This window comes from Lysinibacillus sp. FSL P2-0066, assembly GCF_037969495.1.
Lineage (GTDB): Bacteria > Bacillota > Bacilli > Bacillales_A > Planococcaceae > Lysinibacillus > Lysinibacillus boronitolerans.
Genome location: NZ_CP150202.1, coordinates 4,066,658 through 4,088,230 on the forward strand (window position 1 = coordinate 4,066,658; position 21,573 = coordinate 4,088,230).

The 21,573-nt window shown below is 38.9% G+C and carries 20 protein-coding genes, 8 tRNA genes and 1 rRNA gene; 1 reads left to right on the top strand and 28 read right to left on the bottom strand.

The genetic code is table 11. The annotated features are described in order from the left end of the window. Positions 1-49 precede the first annotated feature (49 nt). The 21 genes from MKZ14_RS20200 to acpS form a co-directional block, all read right to left on the bottom strand. Positions 50-1,601 (bottom strand): 16S ribosomal RNA (locus tag MKZ14_RS20200). 197 nt (positions 1,602-1,798) lie between these two features. Continuing rightward, positions 1,799-1,872: transfer RNA gene (locus MKZ14_RS20205), tRNA-Gly, on the bottom strand. 14 nt (positions 1,873-1,886) lie between these two features. Further along, positions 1,887-1,963 (bottom strand) — tRNA-Arg (locus tag MKZ14_RS20210). A gap of 18 nt (positions 1,964-1,981) precedes the next feature. Beyond that, positions 1,982-2,067, bottom strand: a tRNA-Leu gene (locus MKZ14_RS20215). Positions 2,068-2,133: 66 nt separating this feature from the next. Further along, positions 2,134-2,206 (bottom strand) — tRNA-Lys (locus tag MKZ14_RS20220). A 15-nt stretch (positions 2,207-2,221) separates the two neighbouring features. Continuing rightward, positions 2,222-2,296: transfer RNA gene (locus MKZ14_RS20225), tRNA-Gln, on the bottom strand. Between the two features lie 5 nt (positions 2,297-2,301). Beyond that, positions 2,302-2,377, bottom strand: a tRNA-Asp gene (locus MKZ14_RS20230). Positions 2,378-2,404: 27 nt separating this feature from the next. Beyond that, a tRNA-Glu gene (locus MKZ14_RS20235) sits at positions 2,405-2,476 on the bottom strand. Between the two features lies 1 nt (position 2,477). After that, positions 2,478-2,554 (bottom strand) — tRNA-Asn (locus MKZ14_RS20240). A gap of 90 nt (positions 2,555-2,644) precedes the next feature. Continuing rightward, entirely contained in the window at positions 2,645-3,106 is a 462-nt protein-coding gene (locus MKZ14_RS20245) for a SprT family protein (protein WP_333006493.1), read from the bottom strand. A 67-nt stretch (positions 3,107-3,173) separates the two neighbouring features. Next, positions 3,174-5,345: a Tex family protein gene (locus tag MKZ14_RS20250; protein ID WP_333006492.1), complete on the bottom strand. Its 2,172-nt coding sequence runs from the start codon at positions 5,343-5,345 to the stop codon at positions 3,174-3,176. Positions 5,346-5,480: 135 nt separating this feature from the next. After that, positions 5,481-6,266, bottom strand: a complete 786-nt coding sequence (sigB, locus tag MKZ14_RS20255) for an RNA polymerase sigma factor SigB (protein ID WP_016993412.1) — start codon at positions 6,264-6,266, stop codon at positions 5,481-5,483. Then, positions 6,244-6,714 carry an anti-sigma B factor RsbW gene (gene rsbW / locus MKZ14_RS20260; protein ID WP_016993413.1) on the bottom strand — a complete coding sequence of 157 codons (471 nt, stop codon included), beginning with the start codon at positions 6,712-6,714 and terminating at the stop codon, positions 6,244-6,246. The genes sigB and rsbW overlap by 23 nt, the downstream gene beginning before the upstream one ends. Then, entirely contained in the window at positions 6,714-7,046 is a 333-nt protein-coding gene (locus MKZ14_RS20265; RefSeq protein ID WP_016993414.1) for an STAS domain-containing protein, read from the bottom strand. Before MKZ14_RS20265 ends, rsbW begins: the two co-directional genes overlap by 1 nt. Positions 7,047-7,109: 63 nt before the next feature. Further along, the gene (locus MKZ14_RS20270) at positions 7,110-8,060 is read right to left on the bottom strand and encodes a PP2C family protein-serine/threonine phosphatase (RefSeq protein ID WP_333006491.1); all 951 of its coding nucleotides are present in this window, start codon (positions 8,058-8,060) and stop codon (positions 7,110-7,112) included. A 58-nt stretch (positions 8,061-8,118) separates the two neighbouring features. Next, positions 8,119-8,520: an anti-sigma regulatory factor gene (locus MKZ14_RS20275; RefSeq protein WP_016993415.1), complete on the bottom strand. Its 402-nt coding sequence runs from the start codon at positions 8,518-8,520 to the stop codon at positions 8,119-8,121. Between the two features lie 363 nt (positions 8,521-8,883). After that, positions 8,884-9,234 (bottom strand): type II toxin-antitoxin system PemK/MazF family toxin, encoded by a 351-nt coding sequence (locus MKZ14_RS20280; RefSeq protein WP_004232054.1) that lies wholly within the window; start codon positions 9,232-9,234, stop codon positions 8,884-8,886. A gap of 4 nt (positions 9,235-9,238) precedes the next feature. Further along, a complete protein-coding gene (locus MKZ14_RS20285; RefSeq protein WP_004232053.1) occupies positions 9,239-9,502 on the bottom strand; it encodes a hypothetical protein in 264 nt (87 codons plus the stop codon). Between the two features lie 301 nt (positions 9,503-9,803). After that, a complete protein-coding gene (gene alr / locus MKZ14_RS20290; RefSeq protein WP_016995332.1) occupies positions 9,804-10,925 on the bottom strand; it encodes an alanine racemase in 1,122 nt (373 codons plus the stop codon). A 179-nt stretch (positions 10,926-11,104) separates the two neighbouring features. After that, a complete protein-coding gene (locus MKZ14_RS20295; RefSeq protein WP_339280387.1) occupies positions 11,105-12,163 on the bottom strand; it encodes an outer membrane lipoprotein carrier protein LolA in 1,059 nt (352 codons plus the stop codon). Positions 12,164-12,287: 124 nt separating this feature from the next. Continuing rightward, complete coding sequence (gene acpS, locus MKZ14_RS20300; protein WP_036079388.1) at positions 12,288-12,641, bottom strand: holo-ACP synthase; 354 nt, start codon at positions 12,639-12,641, stop codon at positions 12,288-12,290. 65 nt (positions 12,642-12,706) lie between these two features. Here acpS and MKZ14_RS20305 point away from each other — a divergent pair, with 65 nt between their 5' ends. Further along, positions 12,707-13,330: a rhomboid family intramembrane serine protease gene (locus MKZ14_RS20305; protein WP_036079389.1), complete on the top strand. Its 624-nt coding sequence runs from the start codon at positions 12,707-12,709 to the stop codon at positions 13,328-13,330. Positions 13,331-13,610: 280 nt separating this feature from the next. On the opposite strand, the gene MKZ14_RS20310 is transcribed toward MKZ14_RS20305, so the two are convergent. The 7 genes from MKZ14_RS20310 to MKZ14_RS20340 all read right to left on the bottom strand — a co-directional run bounded on the left by MKZ14_RS20310 (position 13,611) and on the right by MKZ14_RS20340 (position 21,475). Beyond that, positions 13,611-14,186, bottom strand: coding sequence for a GNAT family protein (locus MKZ14_RS20310; RefSeq protein WP_258860285.1), 576 nt, complete (start codon positions 14,184-14,186; stop codon positions 13,611-13,613). 110 nt (positions 14,187-14,296) lie between these two features. Then, positions 14,297-15,763 (bottom strand): PH domain-containing protein, encoded by a 1,467-nt coding sequence (locus tag MKZ14_RS20315; RefSeq protein WP_339280388.1) that lies wholly within the window; start codon positions 15,761-15,763, stop codon positions 14,297-14,299. After that, a complete protein-coding gene (locus MKZ14_RS20320) occupies positions 15,756-16,235 on the bottom strand; it encodes a PH domain-containing protein (RefSeq protein ID WP_312126250.1) in 480 nt (159 codons plus the stop codon). Before MKZ14_RS20320 ends, MKZ14_RS20315 begins: the two co-directional genes overlap by 8 nt. Positions 16,236-16,372: 137 nt before the next feature. Beyond that, complete coding sequence (locus MKZ14_RS20325; protein ID WP_036079395.1) at positions 16,373-17,896, bottom strand: DEAD/DEAH box helicase; 1,524 nt, start codon at positions 17,894-17,896, stop codon at positions 16,373-16,375. Between the two features lie 352 nt (positions 17,897-18,248). Then, entirely contained in the window at positions 18,249-18,941 is a 693-nt protein-coding gene (locus MKZ14_RS20330; protein WP_333006488.1) for an alpha/beta fold hydrolase, read from the bottom strand. Positions 18,942-19,016: 75 nt separating this feature from the next. After that, complete coding sequence (gene murF, locus MKZ14_RS20335) at positions 19,017-20,384, bottom strand: UDP-N-acetylmuramoyl-tripeptide--D-alanyl-D-alanine ligase (RefSeq protein ID WP_312126248.1); 1,368 nt, start codon at positions 20,382-20,384, stop codon at positions 19,017-19,019. A gap of 11 nt (positions 20,385-20,395) precedes the next feature. After that, positions 20,396-21,475, bottom strand: coding sequence for a D-alanine--D-alanine ligase (locus tag MKZ14_RS20340; RefSeq protein ID WP_312126246.1), 1,080 nt, complete (start codon positions 21,473-21,475; stop codon positions 20,396-20,398). Positions 21,476-21,573: the final 98 nt, after the last annotated feature.

The window sequence follows — 21,573 nt, forward strand, 5'->3', positions numbered from 1 at the left end:
AAAACGTAATCTTACAAACCCAAGGTTTGTATTCCGAAATAATCCTTAGAAAGGAGGTGATCCAGCCGCACCTTCCGATACGGCTACCTTGTTACGACTTCACCCCAATCATCTATCCCACCTTCGGCGGCTGGCTCCAAAAGGTTACCTCACCGACTTCGGGTGTTACAAACTCTCGTGGTGTGACGGGCGGTGTGTACAAGGCCCGGGAACGTATTCACCGCGGCATGCTGATCCGCGATTACTAGCGATTCCGGCTTCATGTAGGCGAGTTGCAGCCTACAATCCGAACTGAGAACGACTTTATCGGATTAGCTCCCTCTCGCGAGTTGGCAACCGTTTGTATCGTCCATTGTAGCACGTGTGTAGCCCAGGTCATAAGGGGCATGATGATTTGACGTCATCCCCACCTTCCTCCGGTTTGTCACCGGCAGTCACCTTAGAGTGCCCAACTAAATGATGGCAACTAAGATCAAGGGTTGCGCTCGTTGCGGGACTTAACCCAACATCTCACGACACGAGCTGACGACAACCATGCACCACCTGTCACCGTTGCCCCCGAAGGGGAAACTATATCTCTACAGTGGTCAACGGGATGTCAAGACCTGGTAAGGTTCTTCGCGTTGCTTCGAATTAAACCACATGCTCCACCGCTTGTGCGGGCCCCCGTCAATTCCTTTGAGTTTCAGTCTTGCGACCGTACTCCCCAGGCGGAGTGCTTAATGCGTTAGCTGCAGCACTAAGGGGCGGAAACCCCCTAACACTTAGCACTCATCGTTTACGGCGTGGACTACCAGGGTATCTAATCCTGTTTGCTCCCCACGCTTTCGCGCCTCAGCGTCAGTTACAGACCAGAAAGTCGCCTTCGCCACTGGTGTTCCTCCAAATCTCTACGCATTTCACCGCTACACTTGGAATTCCACTTTCCTCTTCTGCACTCAAGTCCCCCAGTTTCCAATGACCCTCCACGGTTGAGCCGTGGGCTTTCACATCAGACTTAAAGGACCGCCTGCGCGCGCTTTACGCCCAATAATTCCGGACAACGCTTGCCACCTACGTATTACCGCGGCTGCTGGCACGTAGTTAGCCGTGGCTTTCTAATAAGGTACCGTCAAGGTACAGCCAGTTACTACTGTACTTGTTCTTCCCTTACAACAGAGTTTTACGATCCGAAAACCTTCTTCACTCACGCGGCGTTGCTCCATCAGGCTTTCGCCCATTGTGGAAGATTCCCTACTGCTGCCTCCCGTAGGAGTCTGGGCCGTGTCTCAGTCCCAGTGTGGCCGATCACCCTCTCAGGTCGGCTACGCATCGTCGCCTTGGTGAGCCGTTACCTCACCAACTAGCTAATGCGCCGCGGGCCCATCCTATAGCGACAGCCGAAACCGTCTTTCAGTCTCTTGCCATGAAGCAAAAGAGATTATTCGGTATTAGCCCCGGTTTCCCGGAGTTATCCCAAACTATAGGGTAGGTTGCCCACGTGTTACTCACCCGTCCGCCGCTAACGTCAAAGGAGCAAGCTCCTTTTCTGTTCGCTCGACTTGCATGTATTAGGCACGCCGCCAGCGTTCGTCCTGAGCCAGGATCAAACTCTCCATAAAAGAAATTTGATTAGCTCAAATTGTTTTGCTGGCATCATGTTTGATGTCCAAAATTTTGTTTCGTTTACTAACTCAAGATTAGCTACTAAAAACTTTATTGATTACGTTTTGCTTGTTCAGTTTTCAAGGTTCATATGTTATCAATTCAGACAACTATTCAAGTATATCATGCAACCAATCGGTTGTCAACACTTTTTTGGAGCGGGTGATGAGAATCGAACTCACGACATCAGCTTGGAAGGCTGAGGTTTTACCATTAAACTACACCCGCATATATTTTAAAATTGGCGCGCCCGGCAGGAGTCGAACCCACAACCTTCTGATCCGTAGTCAGACGCTCTATCCAATTGAGCTACGGGCGCATATAAAATTGATTGACTTGGTGCGGCCGAGAGGACTTGAACCTCCACGGGGTTGCCCCCACTAGGCCCTCAACCTAGCGCGTCTGCCGTTCCGCCACGACCGCATTCGATTAGTAACTTTCTCATTATACTACGATAATTCAAAAAGTCAACTCTTTTTCTTAAAGAGATGAGCCATGAAGGACTCGAACCTTCGACCCTCTGATTAAAAGTCAGATGCTCTACCAACTGAGCTAATGGCTCGAATTAAGAAATGAATGGCTGGGGTACTAGGATTCGAACCTAGGCATGACGGAATCAAAATCCGTTGCCTTACCGCTTGGCTATACCCCAATAAGTGGCGGTCCCGACCGGGATCGAACCGGCGATCTCCTGCGTGACAGGCAGGCATGTTAACCGCTACACCACGGGACCAAAATATTTACATTAAATTATGAAAAATGACCCCTACGGGATTCGAACCCGTGTTACCGCCGTGAAAGGGCGGTGTCTTAACCACTTGACCAAGGGGCCATGGCTCCGAAGGCAGGACTCGAACCTGCGACAACCTGATTAACAGTCAGGTGCTACTACCAACTGAGCTACTTCGGAATAATGTATGTTAGTTGTTGTCGTTATCTTGTCGACTTTTACTATTATAGGGACAACACAACAAAACGTCAACTATTTTTAAAAGTTTTTTTATTCCACTAATTTTAATTTCCCCAAACACTTACTACAACAATACTTTTCAACATTCATTTTTATTTTCCGTACATATAACTGGTGGCAATTAACACAAGTATATGTATAGCGTCGTCGGTGTTTTTTAATTGTAGCTTTAGGGGAATGTAGAACTGAGCAAAATCGCGGGGCATCTACTTTCCTTAATAATTCTCTAAAATCTTTATCTCGATGCTGATACCCTTTCCCTTCAATATGTAGATGATAATGGCATAATTCGTGTAAAATAATACCTTGAACTTCTTCCAAACCGTATAACTCATAGGCTTTAGGATTAATCTCAATATTATGAGATTGTAAAAGATATCGTCCTCCCGTTGAACGTAATCTTGCATTAAAATAGGCTTGATGAAGAAAAGGTCTCTGAAAGCTTTTCAAAGATAAGCGACGAACAAGCTCTTGTAATTCTTGATTGTCCATAGTAATCACCTCTAACAACAAGAATACCACACTGCGTAGTATAGACAGTGTGGTGAAAATTTAGTACTCAAACTAATGCTTGATTTTTAGGTGGAAGCATCGTTAAAGAGATACGACCTTTCGTTACATCTATTTGTTCAACCCAGACAGTTACAATATCCCCAAGCGCTACAACTTCCAATGGATGCTTAATACGTTTGTTTTGGAGTTTAGAAATATGCACAAGTCCATCTTGCTTCACGCCAATGTCAACAAATGCGCCGAAATCTACTACATTTCTTACCGTACCCTGCAATTCCATACCTACTTTTAAATCTTCCATTTTCAATACATCAGTCTTAAGCAATGGTTGTGGGAATGCATCACGTGGGTCGCGACTAGGTTTCATTAAAGTATCCACGATGTCTTGAATTGTCACAACTCCTACTCCGAGCACATCACTTAACTTTTTGATATTTAGTGCTGCAATAGCTTCCTCTGCCTTCTGTGTCCCTAACTCTTTTTTATCTATTTGAGCCTCTGCTAATATTTGCTCAGCAAGATCATAGCTCTCAGGATGAATACCTGTAGCATCAAACGGATTTTTTGCTTCTGGGACACGTAGGAAACCAATAGCCTGTTCATACGTTTTGGCACCTAACCTTGGGATCTTCTTTAATTGCGCACGTGTAGTAAATTGACCATTTTCCTCTCGCGTCTTCACGATATTCTCTGCAACAGTTTTTGATAAACCAGAAACGTATTGTAAGAGTGATGATGAAGCCGTATTTACATCAACACCAACTTGGTTAACAGCTGTTTCTACTATAAAAGTTAGCGATTCATTTAATTTTTTTTGAGAAACATCATGCTGATATTGACCTACTCCCACCGCTTTTGGTTCAATTTTCACTAACTCTGATAAAGGATCCTGTAAGCGGCGTGCAATGGAGACAGCACTACGTTGTTCAACCTGTAAATCAGGAAATTCTGCACGTGCAATATCAGACGCTGAATAAACAGATGCTCCCGCTTCATTGACAATCACATAAGCTATGTCAGTAGTAAGCTCGTTTAATACATCTGCGATAAATTGTTCTGTTTCTCGAGATGCTGTACCATTCCCAATGGCAATTATACTTATTGGATACTTTGCCAAAATTCCTTTCACAGTAGCTTTCGATTTTGCCACATCTGGTTTAGGTGGATGTGGATAAATAGCTGTAACCTCAAGCATTTTCCCATTTTCATCTACAACCGCTAGCTTACAACCTGTACGGTAAGCTGGGTCAACCCCTAAAACATACTTCCCTTTCATAGGTGGCTGTAGTAATAAGTTACGTAAATTTTCAGAGAAAATATGAATAGCCTGTGCCTCAGCTTTTTCTGTAAGCTCGTTTCGTAATTCCCTTTCAATTGAAGGCTGAATTAAGCGCTTGTACGAATCCTCGATTGCTAGTTTCACTTCTGCAATAGCAGGAGAGGAACCAGTTGCTGGAATCCATTCTTTCCACATAATCATTAATACTCGGTCCACCGGTACATGAATAGAAACCTTTAATATCTCTTCTTTTTCCCCTCGATTTATCGCTAAAATACGGTGCGGCACAATGCGATTAACAGGCTCCTCATATTCGTAATACATTTCAAAAACATTTTTTTCATCGATTTCAGAATTTTTCACAGACGTAACAAGGATGCCATCCTTCCATGAATAAGCACGAATTTTTTCACGGATAGAGGCATCGTCCGCAAAACGTTCTGCTAATATATCTCGAGCTCCCATCAGGGCTTCTTCAGGATTAGCAACTTGTTCATTATCCACAAAATCAATAGCTAATTGCTCTAATGCATCATTACTAAATGCTAATAGGAGATCTGCAAGAGGCTCTAAACCTTTCTCTTTTGCAATCGTCGCCTTTGTACGTCGTTTTTGCTTATAAGGTCTATATAAATCCTCAACACGTTGTAAGATTGTTGCAGAAAGAATAGCCTGTTCTAATTCTGGTGTAAGCTTTTCTTGCTCTTGGATTAATCGTATAACTTCTTCTTTTCGTTGTTCAAGTTGCTGTATGTAGTGATAACGATCTTCTACAGCCTTAATTTGCACCTCATCAAGTGATCCTGTAACCTCTTTTCGATAGCGCGCAATAAATGGTACCGTATTTCCCTCTTCTAATAATTTGATAACAGCTTCTACTTGCCCTGGTTTGACTGCTACATCTTTTGCAATGAGCTGTAACATTTGCCTTTGCTCCACATCATCACTACCTTTTTCTTTTCATTTTACCATTACACTTTACTAAAAATGCAAAAAAATAGTCTACTCAGACGAATATGAGTAGACTATTTTCATTCATTTTAAAGGTATTCTTCACTAAATACCTCCGAAAGATTAGAGCGAAACACCGCCACTTGCTAGAATAGCCTCTTGTAATTTCTTTATTGCTTTCCTTTGTATCCTAGATACATGCATTTGAGAAATCCCTAATCGTTCTCCAGCTTCTTTTTGACTAAGTTGCTCTAGATATGTAAGCTGAATAATTTGCTTTTCTCTCTCATTCAATACAACCAGTGCATCCGAAACAATCATTCGTTTATTGGTCATTTCATAGCCATCGTCTTCTCTGCCCAAAATATCGAATAACGTCACTGTGCTACCGTCAGAATCTGATTCTATTGAATGGTCCATAGAAAGAGCTTGATAACTACGGCTCATTTCCATAGCTTCTAGTACCTCTTCCTCTGCTACTTCTAATCGTTCAGCAATATCTTTAATGGATGGAGAACGCTGCAATTCAATTGTCAGCGCCTCCACGGTTGATTTAATCCTCGGCCCAAGTTCCTTTATTCGTCTAGGCACATGAACATCCCATGTTTTATCACGTAAAAAACGTTTGATTTCCCCAACAATTGTTGGCACGGCAAATGCTTCAAAACTACGACCAACATTCGGATCAAAACGTCTTATTGCACCTAACAATCCCAGCATCCCTACTTGAACAATATCATCATAATAAGATTTACCATTCGAATATTTACGAGCTATAGATTCAACTAGATATCGATAATGAATCACTAAATTGGTTTGTGCTTCATCATCCTCTGTTGACTGGTACAATTCAATCCACTTTAGTACATCTTCTTTGGATGAAGATTTATGTAGTGATTCTTTCGACATTTTTCTCCACCTGCTCCCTAGTGACATACTTTGTCATGAAGACAGTTACGCCACCATCGTTATTGATCATCACCTCATCCATCAAAGTTTCCATTAAATAAAGTCCCAAACCACCTTCTCTTAGCCCTGCAATACTTTCTTCAGGATGATACGGCCCAATCTTAGACTTAATCTCTTCAAAATTAAAACTATTGCCGTAATCCGCAATCATCATTTCCATTTTATTGTCGTACAGCGCACAGCCGATGACAATTTCACCCTCTTCTTCGTCTTTATAAGCATGGTGAACAACATTTGTCACAGCCTCACTCGCTGCAATTTTTAAATCTTCAATATCATCATAATTAAAGCCAATCCTACTTGCTAAGCCCGAGACAGTTAATCGAATGACACTGACAAATTGCGGTTTAGCAGGAACTCTAATTTCAATATAGTCAAATTCCTTCATTATCTTAATTCCACCTTTTTATCAGTTTCGATATCCATCAAATCACTAAGACCAGTAATTTCAAATAATCTTTGTAACCTATTCGATAAACCAACGAGCTTTACTTTTCCATTTTCACGTAATGCTCTTTTATAAAAGGCAACAAAAATCCCAAGCCCTGTACTATCCATGTAATTTACCTTTGATAGATCAAGCTCAATTTCTAAACCCTCTGTAATCTTTACAGCTTCTAATTCGTCTCGTAATCCTGAAGCAGTAAACGTATCAATCTCACCCTCAACAAAGCCAAATAATTTATGATCAATTTCTTTAAAATGTATCGTTACGTCCATATAGCACACCTCCACCATATTTGTTAGACTATTTTCTCTACCCTGTTCAATTTAAACTTAAACCTATTTTTTTAAAATAACTACAGTAAAATCATCAAATAGTTTAAAATTTTGCACTCTCTCTATTTCCTTATAAAGGAGCTGACACAATTGCTGGGCAGATAAATGTCTATTTTCTTTTATTAAAGTTGTGATTACCTCTCGCGAATTTAATTCTTCTTTCACTCTAAATTCTGTCACACCGTCGGTCATCATAATAATCAAATCATTCTCTTCTAACACAATTTCATGAAACGTATAGTTTGTTTCAGACAATACACCCAATAGTAGACCTTTAGCCTCTAAGGTAAAGAACTGATCGTCCTTTGCACTATAATGTAAAGCTGGTTCATGGCCCGCCGAAGCATAAGAAAAGATGTTTTGCTCTACATCTAAGCAGCCATAAAACATCGAAACAAACATACTGTCATCCACACCTTTTTCTATTACCCTATTTAAAACTTCTAAAACATATGACGGATCTTTATATGCATATACCAATGTTTCAAGTCCATATTTCACCATCGACATACATAAAGCAGCAGGAACTCCTTTTCCGACCACATCTGTCACAGCCACACTCAAATATTCTTCACCATCGTGGAAAAAATGTACATAATCGCCGTTCATTTTTCGAATAGGTACTGAAATCATACCTATATCAATATTTTGCATATTCGGCACATAAGTTTTCAATAATGTTTTTTGAATGTTTGTCGCTATTTTCATTTCCATTTCATATTCAGCTTGCTTTTGAAGTAAACTTTGATGCTCTCTATGGGCCATCCCATAATGCACCATTACTTCAATAAGAAAATCATAAGCAGGCTGTGATTCATTCATTTGATTCGGAAATATTTGTTCTACAGCATTTTTATGGATGCTAATAACATCCTCAGGTGAGATATTTTTTTGAATTAACTGACGTGTGAAGTTCTGAGCGATATATAAATTTCTTTCTGTTTGGTTGACCATATAATCTGCTAATATTTTTTTATACTGAGCTTCTAATTGTTTCAGTTTTCTTCACGTCCTAACGCAACCATTTTTCCGCTCTTATTGTTGTTCCTACTCCAATGACAGATTGAATATCTAAACTGTCCATCAATCGTTTAACACCTGGCAAACCTGCACCTAGCCCCCCAGAGGTGGAATAACCATCCTCCATTACTTTACGAACATCTTTAATACCAGGCCCTCGATCTGTTGCAATAACAACTATTTTCTTTTCAGTATCCGCCTCAACCCTTTCAATTTCTATGACACCTATACTTGCATATAAATATATATTACGTGCTAATTCACTAATTGCCGTGGTGATACGGGCTTGATCAACAGTGCCAAATCCCAGTACTTTTGCTTCATTGCGCCCCAGTTGTCTAGCTGCAACAATATCCCACTCTGTAATAATTTCAACCGAAGACCTATATGTCACTGCTGTCCCTCCATTTCCTGTGGAGCTATACTCTTACACTTTTGTTCGACCTGCTTGCCATAATTAAAAAAAATTTAATCGCCTCTATAATTGGAATATTCTATGTAAATTTTCATATACCTTTTAAGAATTTTTTCAAAAATCTATTTTTATTAAAAATCTTGAATATATCTTAAAGCTTTTTGTAACATTTATCAATTATACGTTGGCTTAATCGCCAGCACTTCTCCTTTCGTAGCAAAATCATTTGCTGCACAAAATCTATAATAGTAAATTCAAATTATGGTAAAGACGTTTCAAGGAAATAAGACAAAAAAAGCATCGAGATATCATAATCTCGATGCTTCTATACACATATGTATATCAAAATTTAACTAGACCTAAACTAATCATCAACGCTCCATCAACTTTTTCCATCACAGCATGATCAAGTTGCGTAATACGATCCGTCAATCTTGACTTGTCAATTGTCCGCACTTGTTCTAGCAAAATAACCGAATCACGTTCAAAACCATACTTTTCAGCATTGATTTCAACGTGTGTCGGTAACTTTGCCTTTTGAATCTGTGCAGTGATAGCTGCGATGATGACAGTCGGGCTAAATCGATTGCCAATATCATTTTGAATAATCAGCACCGGCCTAGTGCCTCCTTGTTCAGAACCTATTACCGGTGATAAGTCTGCAAAAAAAACGTCACCACGTTTTACATTCAAAGTGTCATCCCCCGCTAACGAGACGCTCCACCATATGTTGTGCTTCATACTCTGCATGCAAGCATTCGCTCGCAATCATTAAATTAATATGAGACATTTCAACATATCCTTTAATCATAGCTTCCCGTATTTGATTTGGTTGCTCCTGCATTAAATTTTTGCGCGCCAAAATACGCACAAAAGATTCACCTTCAATTACTTCCTTTGTTTGTAGAAATAGTCTGTCTTGAACAGCAATTGTAGCTTCTCTTAACTTTTTCTCGTACACAGCAAGCACCTCCAACGGAACCATACACTTTTCATTACTTCCCATTCTATCATTGAAAGATATTGTTGAAAAGACATGAAATGACAAAATATCTGACAATTTGAAGTACAAATTGTAAAAATATGTTGGTTGTCGAAGGTATATGCTGAATAATTATTATTGCAATGTGTTTCCAAATATGAGCCATTACTATGTTTTGGAAAAGAAATAAGTTCTCCAGTGCTAATTTATTTACCAATTCTAACTTGGAACATTGCTCATGGCATTACATTGAAATTTGACTAATTCTAATGAAAGACAACTAAAAGTATATTCTAGGAACTCTTGTTGTTATAATGCATGGTATTTCATAATTAATTGTTTCAAGCTTTGTTGCCCATTCATCGATCGTTATTCCATTATTTCCTTGTTGACCAATGAGTGTTACCTTCTCACCTATATCATATGCTTTTGGTAGGGCAACCATACATTGGTCCATACAAATTCGTCCGACAATCGGCATTCTTTGTCCATCAATTAAAACTTCTTGTCCACCTAACTTGCGAATCATGCCATCTGCATAGCCAATTGGAATCGTTCCAACCCACATATCTGATGGAGCAACATACGTGGCTCCATAGCCAACTGAATCACCTGCTTTTATTTGCTTCACATGCACAAGTTCACTTTCAAGTGAGAAGGCTGGTAATAAAGGAAAAGGTAAGATACTTTTCACGTATGGAGAAGGTGATAATCCATACATAGAAATTCCATATCTAACAGCATCATATTGTAAATGTGGATCTTTTACTAATGAGGCTGCTGTATTAGATGCATGAACAAGTCGCGGCTTATTAGGTATTACAGCTAAACATTTCTCAAAAAATTGTACCTGTTGATCAAAATGTAGTGTATCCTCTTCATCAGCTGTCGCGAAATGTGTAAATATTCCATCCAGCTCAACGTTTTCTGTAGACTGTATTGTTTGGTACAGCTCTAATAATTCCTGCACTGAGCGAATACCTATTCTACCCATTCCGCTATCTATTTTTATATGAAGTCGTAAAGGACGTGCCTCATCCACTAAAAGAGAAGCAGCTTGCTGAACCCAATCATCGGCAAACGCCGTAAGTATAATACGTTGCTGCGCTGCATAGGGAGCAAATGAAACTGGAGATGCACCTAATATTAATATGTCTGGTTCTTTAAAATGTGCTCGAATATGTAATGCCTCATCGGGCGTTGCCACTGCAAGTACTGTGGCACCAGCTTCAAGAGCTGCCCGTGCAACGGCTACATCTCCATGACCATACGCATTTGCTTTTACTACAGCGATAATTTGAACATTAGGTCGTAAAAATTCTTTTAAATTTTTTACATTTTGTTGAATTGCTTGTAAGTCTATTATTGCTTTGGTTGGACGAAAAAACTGCTGTGTCTTCATAAGGATACCCTCTTTATTTTTAATTAAAACATTATGTAGGACATACATGTATGCTTAGTATATCGATTTAGCTTGTACACACAAAGTTTTAGCTTTCATATGAGCTTATACTTTATCGGTTCATTTCAATTATCAATAAGCTACAGCCTCCGTATTCCAGAAGGCTGTAGCCAGAAAAGTTACTTCATACTACTTATCGTCATAGATGTAGCAACTTCAATCATTTCTTCTCGCGTTAATTTACTTGATGCTACAAAGAATTCAACACCATCTTTTTCCCAACTAATTGATGTATCTGTAATAGCACCAATCGTAAAGCCTAAATCAACTGGATCACCAGGTGAAGATACCGGTAACATTGAATTTTCTTTCATTACTGGTTGCTGCATAACAGTAAATGCCTTTTCACCTTCGAATGTTAAGATAACTCGTTCCATTCCACTTTCCTGCACAACTTTTTCATTTGCTAATTGTGCCCAATTTACGACAGGATAATGTGTTTGGAATTCTTGATATTCTACCTCTGCACCAACTGCTTCCTTATCCTCATTATCTTCTTGCCCATCTTTGTCGGCAGGTGTAGCTTGTTCACCTTTCGTGTTATCTTTATCAGTGAATTGCTCAACGGCATACTCTTTTGCAGCATGTTGTACACCTAGTTTAATTTTCTTAAATGTGATTTTGATTTGCTCTTCTTTCACATCATTCATAATAACTACTGAGGTTGGCAATAAAGTTTTCTTATCTACTGTTATAACCTGATGTGGCATACTGTTCTTATAGCTATTTCTAGTAGCCGCTTCAAATATATATGCTTTTTCTTCTTCTTTCATGACAAGATTTTTATCTTCCGCTAAATCTTCTGCTAGCGCTCCAATTAAGTAGGCTTGACTATTTTTCTTTGGCCAATCACTTTGGAATTTATACATTTTGTTTAATGTCGGTGTTACAACAAAAACACCATCAGCATTACGTACAATCATTTGAGAAACATCTTTCCCACTTTCAACTACTTCTACTCGATAGAAATCAGGTTTTGTGTGCCATACTGTTACATCATAATTTCTTGGTTCCCCACCCGATTTTATTTCCATCGATGCATTTAATTCATAACCATTCGTCTCTGCCCATTTACCATTCACTTTCTTCAACACTTTTTCCTGTGAGGCTGCACCACATGCCGACAGAAGTAATATCGTACAAAGTAAGACGAGCCATTTAACTATACAGTTGCCCACGCTTTCACCCTTTCTTCTTTCAAATCCACTACGACAATATATGAACCGTATTTGTCAGTTATGTCATTTGAAGAAAGGGCAATATATTTAAATTTACGTGCAACCCTTTTAGACAAGTTAAGTACTATTCTAATAAGATTACTTGTGCAGCTGCATAGTGCTTAGAATGCGTAATACTAACAAATCCATTGACAAGTTCATCCTTAAAATATAAAACAGGCTTGCCGGCCTCTCCTTTTAATACTTCCATATCATGAAGCTTACATTGTTCTCCAAGCCCTGTTCCCAAAGCTTTCGAAAATGCTTCTTTAGCAGCAAATCGCCCAGCTAAAAATTCTATCTTACGAGTTTCAGAATAACCATCAAATATTTTTTTTTCATTTATCGTTAAAATGCGGTCTTTAAATTTATCTGTTCGTTTCAGAGCCTTTGCAATACGATCAATCTCTACAATATCGAGGCCAATTCCCTTAATCATGTGAACCTTCTCCTTTACCTATTTCCAACAAGGCATGTATAATAATTGTAAATTGAGGTGGAGCCATGTTTAGTAGAACGGAAAATTTTAAGCAATATACAAAGTATTACCCTATTGTTTCAACTTTAATAGCAATAAATCTTACTCTTTATGTATTATCTCTCATACCCGGCATAGGAACACTTTTGTGGAATTACGGAATCCAAGCAAATTTCCTGATTCAAAGTGGTGAATGGTGGCGTGTTTTCTCTGCTATGTTTTTACATGCAGGGTTTATGCATGTGTTTTTTAATATGTTTTCCTTGTATCTCTTTGGACCAGAGCTAGAAAAAATCGCAGGGAAAGCACGTTTCATTACAATTTATTTAGTATCAGGTATTGTAGGCAACATGGCAACCTATATATTCTATGATAGTAGTTATGCGAGTCTTGGTGCAAGTGGGGCTATTTTTGGAATTTTTGGTGCATTTGGGGCATTAGTTTACTATACTCGTCGTACAATGCCAATGCTTCGTAAGCTCATTTTACCAATCATCGTCATCAGTGTCATTATGACCTTTCTCCAACCAAACGTGAATGTCTTTGCTCATTTAGGCGGTTTGGTAACCGGATTTATCCTTGGACTTGTTTATTTACATCCAAAAAGAATTTTAAGTTGGCGCAAACAAAAGATGGCTGGTAGACCATAAAATTAAAAGAGGAGCTGCTCACCTATAGAGCAACTCCTCAGACTGTAGACAAAGTCGATTTTTTCGACTTTGTCTATTATTTTTAAATTAAACGGCTATAAGTACAATTTTTTCAGATTTTCCAAACCCTTTATTTTCTAGGATTCAGAAAAACATTTGAACATAGTAAACTAAAATTAAATGCCGACTTATGATAACTTTTTGTTACGAATTTAGTTTGTCGACACTCTGGGAGCTGCTCACCTATAGAGCAGCTCCTTTTTCCTTACAATGACATCCGTTATAAAACTACTGTAGCTTCATTTGACATCTTTATTTTTTTCCATTCAGCTGCTGTTAAACCATATACAACCTGATCTACGTGGTGATCATATAGCCACTCAGCATCCCTTAAACGCCCTTCTTCATGGAAGCCCAATACTTTTGGAATTGTACGACTACGAATATTACCTACTGCTACACGCACTTCGATGCGATTCAACTTTAAATAATTAAAGGCATAATCAATCAATGCTTTCATTGAATTCGTGACGAGCCCCTTGCCTACAAATTCATTCCCTAGCCAGTAGCCAATACTTGTCCATTTATGCTGCCAGTTGATTTGATGATAACCAATAACACCAGCAAGCTTTCCATCATAGTAAATCCCTGCTTGTATGCCATTGTGATTAGCATATTGTTGCATAGCATTTTTTATGAATTGCTCCGTATCCTTTACTGTTTTAACATCATCTACAAAGGGCAACCATTCACGTAATGTATCCCTTGAACGGTCAGTTAAAGCAAATAACTCATCTACATCACTTAAATCCAAAAGCTTTAAATAAGCGCTTTCATTAATGTCATATTTAAACAATGTCTCCACCCCTTTTGTTCTTTTTACTTTATTATAAACAGCATCCCTATTTATTTATAGTTAAAAAAGCTAATCCTTCCATAAAATTGAAAGGATTAGCTTTTAGTTCATTAATGTTCATACCATGTTAAGATCTTCTCGGCATCCTTTTGCTCTAGGCTAGATACACTTCCCGTTGTACCAGTTGCTCCTGACATGACGGTTGCTTTTACAGACATAACATTCTTTCTTTTTTGAAAGTACGATTGTGTACTTTCAATAGATTGAATTCGCTTTTTCTCCATAATCAATGTAATTCGACTAAATACTCGATACTGCATAGCCAGTTGCTTGCCATCTATTTGATAACCTGCTGTTTTATGCTGCCAGATACCAAGCAAAATTGTTAATGGGATTAACAGCAACGACAATAGCCCGTATGGATAAAAGAAATAACAAGAGGCACCGATAATCGGAACTAGCCAGAAAAAATCAATGCGATAAAAAAACGGCCTTGCCCTTTTTGGTGAGCGAATTAATGTAGGATGCCAATTCATATCTGGGAAAAGCTGTTCTAATGTTTGGATACAATCCAACTTCTTAATAAGTGGAAATAGCGTAATTTTTTTATCATTTCCATTTTCACCATTACCTCCAGCACTTTCAACAACCACTGTAGCAAAGCCCGTTAACTGACGTAAGGGATTTTCCACAATACGAATTGCCTGAATTCGATTCAACGGCAAAGTAATACGTTTCTTTTCTAACAGTCCCTTTGTGATAATCAATTTTTCTTCTTCAATCCGGACCGTATAATCATAATAATTAATTAGCGTGATGACCACCGATACAATCCAAGCTACAATTAAAACCACCATCACTGTTAGTGCCACTAAAAATGCGCCGATTTTCACAAAATCAGCTAACTCATGAAATACTGTTTCATAAGGAATAATATCGGAAAATTGTGAGGCAACAGCTGCAAGACCTGATAGCACGACACCAATCCCACCAGATGTAGTTGCTAATACCAGCAAATCTCGCATAGACATATGATAAATCATCGGAGTTGCTACAGCTTCCTCTTCTACCTGCGCTTGTTCTTGCTGTTGAACCGCTTCGTTTTTAGCATGACGCATTTCTAATTCAATAACATCTGCTGCTGCTTTGCGAATGGCTGTCAGCTCAACCTCAGGTTTTCCTCCCTTACTACCAGCAGTCTCCACCTGAACTTTCACTAAACCAAAAATACGATGAAAAACACCTTCATTGTAATTTAAACTTTGAATACGTTCAAAAGGAATATAACGCTTCTTTTTAACAAATAATCCATATGTTACACGCAATTCCCCATCTTCAAACCAGTAAACAAATGTCCGCCATTTTATGATTCCTCCCACGAGTGCAAGTAGTGAGGCAACTCCCCATACACCAAAAAGTAAAATGGTTTCAAAAAAATGCTCACTACGAAAATTCAAAGAAAAATTAAAGCCGTTACTTATGATAATAATGACAATTGGTAATATCATACTTTTCAATGCTTTTACACTTGTTATAATTGCGGACACTGGGTGTAAACGATTAATTTCCTTAGACATCATCTTCAGCCACCCTTGCTAAATCAGAAATACGCGCACGCAGTACGTCTGCTTCGTCCATAACAAGTGCAGGAATCGTATGTACAGTTGCAGCTGTTGAAATAGAAATATTACCTAAGTCATATTTTTTTAATATCGGCCCTTGTGTCGTATCAACATGTTGCACACGTACCATTGGAATTAATGTGCGTTTCACCACAAATAAACCATGTTGTACTTCGATTTCATGCTCACGCACCTCATAACGCCATCTTTCCCATCTTATCTTCGGGAAGATATAAACAGATAATATCGCACTTAAAAATACAATTGCACCCGCTATGAAGTAAATAAATGTCGGCCATTCAAAATAATAAGTACCGTAACTTACCAGTCCTGCTACAACTAACAGCACCAAAGTTTGTATAACTCCATATAAACGCCACACAGTTAACCCTTTTCGGGAAATTTGATGAATAGGTTGTGCTCTCATTGTCGTTCCCCCCCTCTTTCTTCATTACATGTATACGGATTCATTCACCTTTTTGTTTCAACTATAACCGAAAAAAAACCTTACAGCCACCATGGCTGTAAGGTTTACAATAAAAATTAAGTGTATTTCGGTTAAAATTACCCTTCGTGTCGTCTTGGAGAGCGTGAACGACCTTGTCCACCTTCACGACGTCCGCCTTCACGGCGTCCACCTTCGCGACGGCTACTGCTACTGCGGCGTTCTCCACTGCGAGCATTGTCACGGCGTCCGCCGCCAAAGCTACGGTTACCACGGCCACGATCACCGCCACCACGGTTATTGCTTGAACGTTCACGACGCATTGGTAATGGGCGTTCTTCCGTGATTGTTACTGGTGTATCGTCTGGCTCTCTCGTTAATGAACGTAGAGCAGCTGCTACAACATCGACTGCGTCATGATTCTCTAGTAATTCTGCTGCAAGTGTGCGGTAATCACCTAAATTATTATTAGCAATGAGGCCTTCAAGTGTTTCTACAGCTAAACGTTGTTGACCTTCTAATGCTTCATCCGTTGTTGGTGGACGAAGAGGTGTCATACGTTTTTTCGTAGTTTCTTCTACAATTCGTAAGTAACCCATTTCACGTGGTGTTACAAATGTTACGGCAAGACCCGATTTACCCGCACGACCTGTACGTCCAATACGGTGAACATAAGATTCAGGATCTTGAGGAATATCAAAGTTATAAACGTGTGTCACACCAGAAATATCAAGTCCACGAGCGGCTACATCTGTCGCAACAAGGATATCGATTTTATTTTCTTTAAACTGACGTAACACTGAGATACGCTTCGCTTGGCTTAAATCACCATGAATACCTTCAGCTAAATAGCCACGAATAGATAGGGCCTGTGCAAGCTCATCTACACGGCGTTTTGTACGACCAAAAATAATAGCTAGCTCTGGTTGGTGAACGTTTAATAAACGAGATAAAACATCGAATTTTTCACGTTCAGCAGACTTAACAAAATATTGATCAATATTATCAACTGTTAACTCTTTTGCTTTAATTTTCACGATTTCTGGATCACGCATAAATGTTTCTGCAATTTTACGGATTGCTGGTGGCATTGTTGCTGAGAACAGTAATGTTTGGCGCTCAGAAGGTACGTTTTCTAAGATTGAATTAATATCATCGATAAAGCCCATGTTTAACATTTCATCTGCTTCATCCAATACTAATGTTTGAACATCTTCTAATTTTAACGTACGACGATTAATATGATCAATAATACGACCTGGCGTACCAACGATAATTTGAGGTCTATTTTTCAGTGCACGAATTTGACGGCCAATTTCTTGACCACCGTATACTGATAATAATTTTACGCGTTTGTCATAGCCAATTTTATATAGCTCTTCTGAAACTTGAATTGCTAACTCACGAGTTGGAGCAATGACTAATGCTTGAATATTAGGGTTTTTTGGATCGATTTTTTCAATTAGTGGAATCCCGAAAGCGGCAGTTTTACCAGTACCTGTTTGTGCTTGACCTAAAACATCGCGGCCTTCAATCGCAAAACGAATAGTACCTTCTTGGATTGGTGTTGCTTCTTCAAATCCCATACGCTTTACTGAACGTAGTGTAGATTCGCTAATATTTAATTCTGAAAAATTTGTCAAACTTCTCAATCTCCTTTTTTTCCTTTTAAGTTGACAAATGGTTACATTTTCAGATGAAGTTGTCGGCAAATTCGAGCCTGTGTAGTGGAACGTTTCCGTTACTTAAAAATTTTCTCTACATGATAGTCCATATAGAGCTCTCTTATATGAAAAGGAAAGCCCGGTCTTTACCGAGCGGTTCGATTCTGTCGTAATTTTTCACTTTAGAATAAAACCGTTGTGTTCAAAAAAAAGTACTCTTCAACCAAATATGAAGAGTCTTCGCACAAAATGTATCCATTGCTTACACTAGTCTAACATGGCTTTAAATCCTATGCAACGATAACGCATGAGTCGTAATAATCTGACTACTTTATTTGTCCTTCAAAAACATTAAAACTTGTGGAAACCATTCAGAGCAATCTTCCTCAAAACATATATGATGCTTGCCGTTATCAGAAAAATACAAATTTTTATCTTCAGAGGCTAACTCATCAAAAAGAAATTGAGCCGTATGATAAGGCACTATCCCATCTAACTTACCCTGCACAATAAATACAGGAATTTGAATATGTCGATAATATGGCGCCACCATTCTTACCAGCTTCATAAATTCTACTGTTGAGGCTAGTGGCACATTGTTAAACTTATGATGGTATCGTAGAAAGAGTTCATTATTAGTCAAATTATGGTGATAGGCTTCAGTAGCTAACATTTTAAAATCTTTGACTAGTTGCTTAGGGCTCACATATTTTGCAGCAGCACTTAGTAATACAAGCTTTTTCACTTTATAACGTTTAGCTAAATAGAGCGCTATAATTCCTCCCATTGAAAAGCCAACAACGATTACCTCGTCAACTTTTTTTGCCAATGCTCGGAAGGCTAATTCGGCATCCATCAACCAGTGCTTCGCCTTAAAACCACTCATATGTAATTCTTCCCCATGCCCAGATAATGTTGGCTCTTCAATTATCCAATTTGTATGTGAACGTAAGTAAGTTGTGAATGGCTCCACCTCGTATGGTCCACCTGAAAATCCATGAATACATAGTACACCTACTGACAACGTTCTCACCTCATTCAACAAAGATAAACTTACATGAATAAATCGGTGGGCGTTTATCCCACCGATTCAATGCCACTATGACGTAAATGCCTTTAATATCGTCTCTAATTTCATACCACGTGAGCCTTTAAGTAAAACAATAGATGATTCATTCGCTTGTTTTAGCTTTTCAATAATAGCCATATAATCATCTTCTACATACAATAAACGTTCCGCCTCAAAACGCTCTTTTAATACTTTGTAAAGATATAACATTCGAGGGCCAAACAAACAGACATAATCAATTTCATCCTCATTAATATGCTCAGCTAGACCCTCATGGAAACTTTGCTCGTCTGGGCCAAGCTCCAGCATATCTCCTAACACTAGCCATTTTTCAGGTCGAATAGTTGATGTAGCCATGAATTGAATGGCAGCTTTTACGGAGGTTGGTGCTGCATTATAGGCATCATTGATAAATAGAGCGCCATTCGTTCCTAGCACCTGTTGCATTCTCATATCTGTTAATACTACATGCTCTAAGGATGTACGTATTTGTTCATTGCTTAAACCTAGCTTATGAGAAATTAACATTGCCACAAGTGTATTTTTTACTTGATGCTTGCCAAGCACTGAAATAAAGAAATCTCCCTCTATCATACCGTGTGTAGTGAAGTGGCTACCATCAGCGTTAGCATGAATATTGTCTGCGTATAAAAGATTGTCGGATTCTAATCCAAACGGCACTGACTGTAAGTGCTGTTCTTTTGCCACTAATTCCTGGAGCAAGGGTTCATCACCGTCATAGAATAATAGACCATCTGCTTGCATTCCTTGAATAATTTCAAACTTCGCTTTTGCAATACCAGCACGCGACCCCAAATCCTGCATATGGGCCTCACCAATATTGGTGATAACCGTCATATGAGGACGAGCAAGCTTAGTTAGAAACTCAATTTCACCGAATCCACTCATGCCCATCTCAAGGACGGCTACATCTGTATCTTCATCAAGCTGTAAGATAGTAATTGGCAAACCTAATTGATTATTAAAATTCCCGATTGTTTTTTGTACTTTAAAGAATGGAGCAAGTGTCCCCGCTAAAATATCCTTTGTTGATGTCTTACCATTTGAACCTGTAATGCCAATAAATTTTGCCTTATGTTCATTACGATATGCTCTAGCCATTTCTTGCAAAGCTAATTCTGGATCATCAACAAACAACAAAGGATAACCTTCTGGTGGATTCGGCTCATCCTTTTGCCAAAGAGAAGCTCCGGCACCTTTCTCAAATGCCTGCATTACAAACTTGTGCCCATTTGCATGCTCACCACGAAATGGAACAAATAGGTCTCCTTGTTGAATTGTTCTTGTATCAATAGAAATTCCTGACACAACCGTGTCATCAAAAGCCGCCATATCCTCATTTAACCATGCAGCCAATTGTTTTAAAGTTTTTTTCACGATAATCCCACTCAGTCTTTTTTATAGTGAAGCTGTTGTTTTTCTTCATAGCGCTCTATTGCTAGGGTAATTAAACGGTCGATCAGCTCTGGATAACTCACATCTGTATGCTGCCATAATAATGGATACATACTTACAGGCGTGAAGCCTGGCATTGTGTTTACTTCATTAATGTACACGTTATTTTCAGCTGTTACAAAAAAGTCCGCACGAACTAATCCGCTACCATCAATAGCCTTAAATGCACGCTTTGCCAGTTCTTTTAAGCTTGCCACTGTTTCTACTGGAAGCTCAGCTGGAATAATAAGTGCTGTAGAACCGTCCTTATATTTAGAATCATAATCATAGAAATCAGTAACTGGTTTAATTTCTCCTGGTACTGAAACTTCTGGATAGTCATTACCTAACACTGCTAATTCAACTTCACGAGCTACAATTCCTTGCTCAACAACGATTTTACGATCATATTGCAAAGCAACCTCAATTGCTTTTTCTAATTCCTCGCGATTTGTTGCCTTGCTAATTCCAACACTTGATCCTAAGTTTGCAGGCTTTACAAACATTGGCCAATTTAAGTTATTTTCACAGCGCTCAATGATTGCCTGTTGCTCATTCTTCCACTCACTACGAATAAAATACGTATAGGGCACTTGAGGTAATCCTGCAATTTCAAATAATTGCTTCATTACCACTTTATCCATTCCAGCAGAGGATGCTAATACACCATTTCCTACATACGGTAAATTCAGAACCTCAAGTAAACCTTGCACTGTTCCATCCTCACCATTCGTACCATGTAACAATGGGAAAATGACATCAAACTTTACCTCATTGCCATTTTTATCAAGCAAAAAATCAGTGATATTATTTTCTAAAATTGTAGTATTATCACCAAATTGTAGTTCTTCTATTGCACTTACGGGTTTTTCTAAACGCTCTCCACGACGCCATTCCCCGTCAGTTGTAATGAAAATCGGATATACTTCATACTCCTCGAAATTCAAAGCTCCTGTGACTGCACGTGCTGTCGATAACGACACTTCGTGCTCCGCTGACTTTCCGCCGTATAATAAACCGATTCTTTTTTTCATTTTTGTGCCCTCCACATACTTCTTGAGTACTATTAGTTTATCATGAAACGTCTTGACAAATGACATAAAAATCTCACCGTATTTTTAACGGTGAGATT

What these genes read in the sequence shown, in the direction of transcription:
- MKZ14_RS20320 (WP_312126250.1), bottom strand. Translation starts at nt 16,235, where the DNA reads ATGAGAGCACAACCTATTCATCAAATTTCCCGAAAAGGGTTAACTGTG.
- MKZ14_RS20340 (WP_312126246.1), bottom strand. Translation starts at nt 21,475, where the DNA reads ATGAAAAAAAGAATCGGTTTATTATACGGCGGAAAGTCAGCGGAGCAC.
- MKZ14_RS20315 (WP_339280388.1), bottom strand. Translation starts at nt 15,763, where the DNA reads ATGTCTAAGGAAATTAATCGTTTACACCCAGTGTCCGCAATTATAACA.
- rsbW (WP_016993413.1), bottom strand. Translation starts at nt 6,714, where the DNA reads ATGAAGGAATTTGACTATATTGAAATTAGAGTTCCTGCTAAACCGCAA.
- MKZ14_RS20305 (WP_036079389.1), top strand. Translation starts at nt 12,707, where the DNA reads ATGTTTAGTAGAACGGAAAATTTTAAGCAATATACAAAGTATTACCCT.
- acpS (WP_036079388.1), bottom strand. Translation starts at nt 12,641, where the DNA reads ATGATTAAGGGAATTGGCCTCGATATTGTAGAGATTGATCGTATTGCA.
- MKZ14_RS20265 (WP_016993414.1), bottom strand. Translation starts at nt 7,046, where the DNA reads ATGGACGTAACGATACATTTTAAAGAAATTGATCATAAATTATTTGGC.
- MKZ14_RS20270 (WP_333006491.1), bottom strand. Translation starts at nt 8,060, where the DNA reads ATGGTCAACCAAACAGAAAGAAATTTATATATCGCTCAGAACTTCACA.
- alr (WP_016995332.1), bottom strand. Translation starts at nt 10,925, where the DNA reads ATGAAGACACAGCAGTTTTTTCGTCCAACCAAAGCAATAATAGACTTA.
- MKZ14_RS20245 (WP_333006493.1), bottom strand. Translation starts at nt 3,106, where the DNA reads ATGGACAATCAAGAATTACAAGAGCTTGTTCGTCGCTTATCTTTGAAA.
- sigB (WP_016993412.1), bottom strand. Translation starts at nt 6,266, where the DNA reads ATGTCGAAAGAATCACTACATAAATCTTCATCCAAAGAAGATGTACTA.